Origin of the sequence: Candidatus Ruminimicrobium bovinum, from assembly GCF_902760015.1 — a bacterium.
GTDB lineage: Bacteria > Elusimicrobiota > Endomicrobiia > Endomicrobiales > Endomicrobiaceae > Ruminimicrobium > Ruminimicrobium bovinum.
The window spans coordinates 1-3,096 of record NZ_CACWEU010000227.1 but is presented as its reverse complement, the minus strand read 5'-3'; the positions used below and the strand labels follow the sequence as shown (position 1 = coordinate 3,096).

Annotated in this window: 3 protein-coding genes; all 3 read left to right on the top strand. The window is 35.4% G+C overall.

Annotation, left to right across the window (positions count from 1 at the left end; all coding sequences use genetic code 11):
• Positions 1-676: phosphomethylpyrimidine synthase ThiC (locus tag ACMUOV_RS07645; protein WP_413854542.1), on the top strand; the 676-nt coding region annotated here is incomplete at its 5' end.
• 58 nt (positions 677-734) lie between these two features.
• A complete protein-coding gene (gene thrB, locus ACMUOV_RS07640) occupies positions 735-1,652 on the top strand; it encodes a homoserine kinase (RefSeq protein WP_413854541.1) in 918 nt (305 codons plus the stop codon).
• Between the two features lie 26 nt (positions 1,653-1,678).
• Positions 1,679-2,908 carry an aspartate kinase gene (locus ACMUOV_RS07635; protein WP_413854540.1) on the top strand — a complete coding sequence of 410 codons (1,230 nt, stop codon included), beginning with the start codon at positions 1,679-1,681 and terminating at the stop codon, positions 2,906-2,908.
• Positions 2,909-3,096: the final 188 nt, after the last annotated feature.

Below are 3,096 nucleotides of genomic sequence, written 5' to 3'. Positions count from 1 at the left end.
TAAAAAAGAAAATCCTTATTATGAACAATATGACAGACTTTTAAAAATAGCAAAAAAATATGATGTTACATTAAGTTTGGGTGACGGTTTCAGACCGGGCGGAAACCCGGATGCAACCGACGGTCCGCAACTTGCGGAACTTTCAATACTCGGCGAACTTGCATTAAGGGCAAGAAAAGAAGGTGTGCAGGTAATGATTGAAGGTCCCGGACATATTCCGATAAACCAGGTTCAAGCAAATGTTCAGCTTGCAAAAAGATTAACACATAACAGTCCGTTATATTTTTTAGGTCCGTTGGTTACCGATATTGCTCCGGGTTATGACCATATAACATCGGCAATAGGCGGAGCAATGGCTGCAAGTTACGGAGTTGATTTTATTTGTTATGTTACGCCTGCCGAGCATTTAAGACTTCCTGATGTTAATGATGTTAAAGAAGGTGTAATTGCCGCAAAAATTGCGGCACACAGTGCAGATATAGTTAAAAATGTAAAAGGTGCAAAAGAAAAAGATTATCAAATGTCAAAATACAGAAAAGAAAGAAATTGGGAAAAACAAAAAGAATTTGCGATAGATCCTGAAAAATTTGAAAAAGAAAGGGCAAAAATAGCACCGAATTTAAAAGATACATGCTCGATGTGCGGTGAGTTTTGTTCAATGAAAGAAGAACTTTAAGAATCGCAAAGCGATTTGAAAAATAGAAGATTAGAGAACTGGAGGATTGGAAGCAAAAATGAAAGTAAAAGTACCTGCAACAACGGCTAATTTGGGGCCCGGTTTTGATGTCTTGGGAGCAAGTTTATCCCTGTATAACGAATTGGAAGTTTCTTTTGCAAGCGATCCCAAGAAAGCGAAGTTCGTTATTGAGGGAGAAGGTAAGAAAATATTACCTAAAAACGAAAGTAATATTTTATGGAAAGCAATGGATGCTGTTTTCGGATTGCTTGATTTAAGAGAAAAATACAATTTAAAAAGTTTTAATATAAAATTAACAAATAATATCCCTTTAAGTTCCGGACTCGGTTCTTCCTCTGCTGCACGGGCTGCAGGTATAATTGCCGCAAATCAAATTTGCGGTAATAAATTAACAAAAGGTGAAATGGCTCAGCTTGGTGTAAAACTTGAAGGACATCCAGATAATATTATTCCGGCATTTTACGGCGGTGTTTGTATATCGATAAACAGAGGCGACGATAATATAGAAGTAATTAAATTACCGATACCGAAAATGCAGGCGGTTGTATGCACTCCCGGTTTTGAGCTTGCAACCGAAAGATCGAGAAATATTTTACCCGCAAAATATGAAAGAAAAGATGTCGTTTTTAATTTAGCAAGAATATCTCTTCTTACAAAAGCATTTTGCGACGGTGATTTTAAAGTTTTAAAAGAGGCCATGCAGGACAAATTGCATCAACCTTACAGAGCAAAATTAATTCCGGTGATGCAGGATTTAATTTCTTCGGCAATGGAAAACGGTGCTTATGGTGCATGTTTGTCGGGTTCAGGTCCTTCAATGATAGCTTTTTGCAATAAAAATAAAGCTCAAAATATTGCAAAGTGTATGGCAAAAATTTGGAAGAAAGAAACTGTTCCCACAAAAACTTTTATATTGGATTTTGATAAAACCGGAGCAATAACACCAGAAAATTAGAATTATAGATGTAAGGAGAATATAAAATGGCATTAATCGTGATGAAGTTTGGAGGTTCTTCCGTAGCAGACAGTGACAAAATGAAACATGTTGCAAATAAAATTATTGCAAGAAAAAAAGGCGGTAATAAAGTTGTTGTTGTTGTTTCCGCCCCCGGAGATACTACAGATGATTTAATTACAAAATGTGAAGAAATTACGGCGGAACCTAACCCGAGAGAAATGGATATGCTTCTTGCAACGGGTGAACAGATGTCTATTTCATTACTTGCAATGGCAATACAAGCTATGGGACATAAAGCGGTTTCTTTGACGGGCTTTCAAGCAGGTATTGCTACAAATGATGAATATACAAGGGCAAGAGTTCAAAAAATAAATCCGAAAAAGATTTTTTCATTGCTGGACAAAGGTAACATTGTTGTTGTTGCAGGTTTTCAGGGTATGAATAAAGCCGGTGATATTACAACTTTGGGAAGAGGCGGTTCGGATTTAACGGCAGTTGCACTTGCCGCACAAATGAAAGCAAATGTTTGCGAAATTTACAGTGATGTTGAAGGTATTTTTACAACAGATCCCAGAGTTGTAAAAGATGCAAGAAAAATAGATTTAATTTCTTATGAAGAAATGCTTGAAATGGCAGGTTCGGGTGCGCAGGTTATGCAGACAAGAAGTATAGAAGTTGCAAAAAATTACGGTATAGAAATTCATGCAAGGTCAACATTTTCGGATAAGGAAGGAACATACATTGTAAGTGAAGAAAAAATAGGGAGAAAAAAAATGGAAAACCTTATGGTATCGGCAGTAACATTTGATAAAAATCAAGTAAAATTTTCTTTAATAGATTTACCGGATATTCCGGGAATGGCAGCAAAAATTTTCAGTTCCATTGCAAAACTCGGTATAAATGTAGATATGATAATTCAATCTGCAGCTTGGGACAAAAAAAATGATATTTCTTTTACGGTAAGTAAATCCGATATGAAAAAAACTCAACAGAAAGTTGACGAACTTGCAAAAGAATTGGGTGCACAAAAGGTAACTTGCGACGAGCATGTTGCAAAGGTATCTGTTGTAGGCGTGGGAATGAAAACACATGCAGGTGTTGCATCAAAAATGTTTGATATTTTGGCTAAAAACAAAATAAATATTGAAATGATTTCTACAAGTGAAATAAAAGTTTCATGTGTAATAGACGAAGCCGATACAAATAAAGCGGTTAATGAATTACATAAAGGATTTAAACTAAACAAAAAATAATTTTTGCAAAGCAAAAATTATTTTTGAGGTATATAGAAATAAAACAAAATGTAAAGCATTTTGTTGATGTATTGATGGATATAGGCAGCATAGAGTTGTTGTTTTAAAAATTCTCTTTTTCGCACTCAGTGTCGCCATTCGTTTGAAATTTTTAAAGCCGTGCGACAACTTGAATTTTCCTAACATCT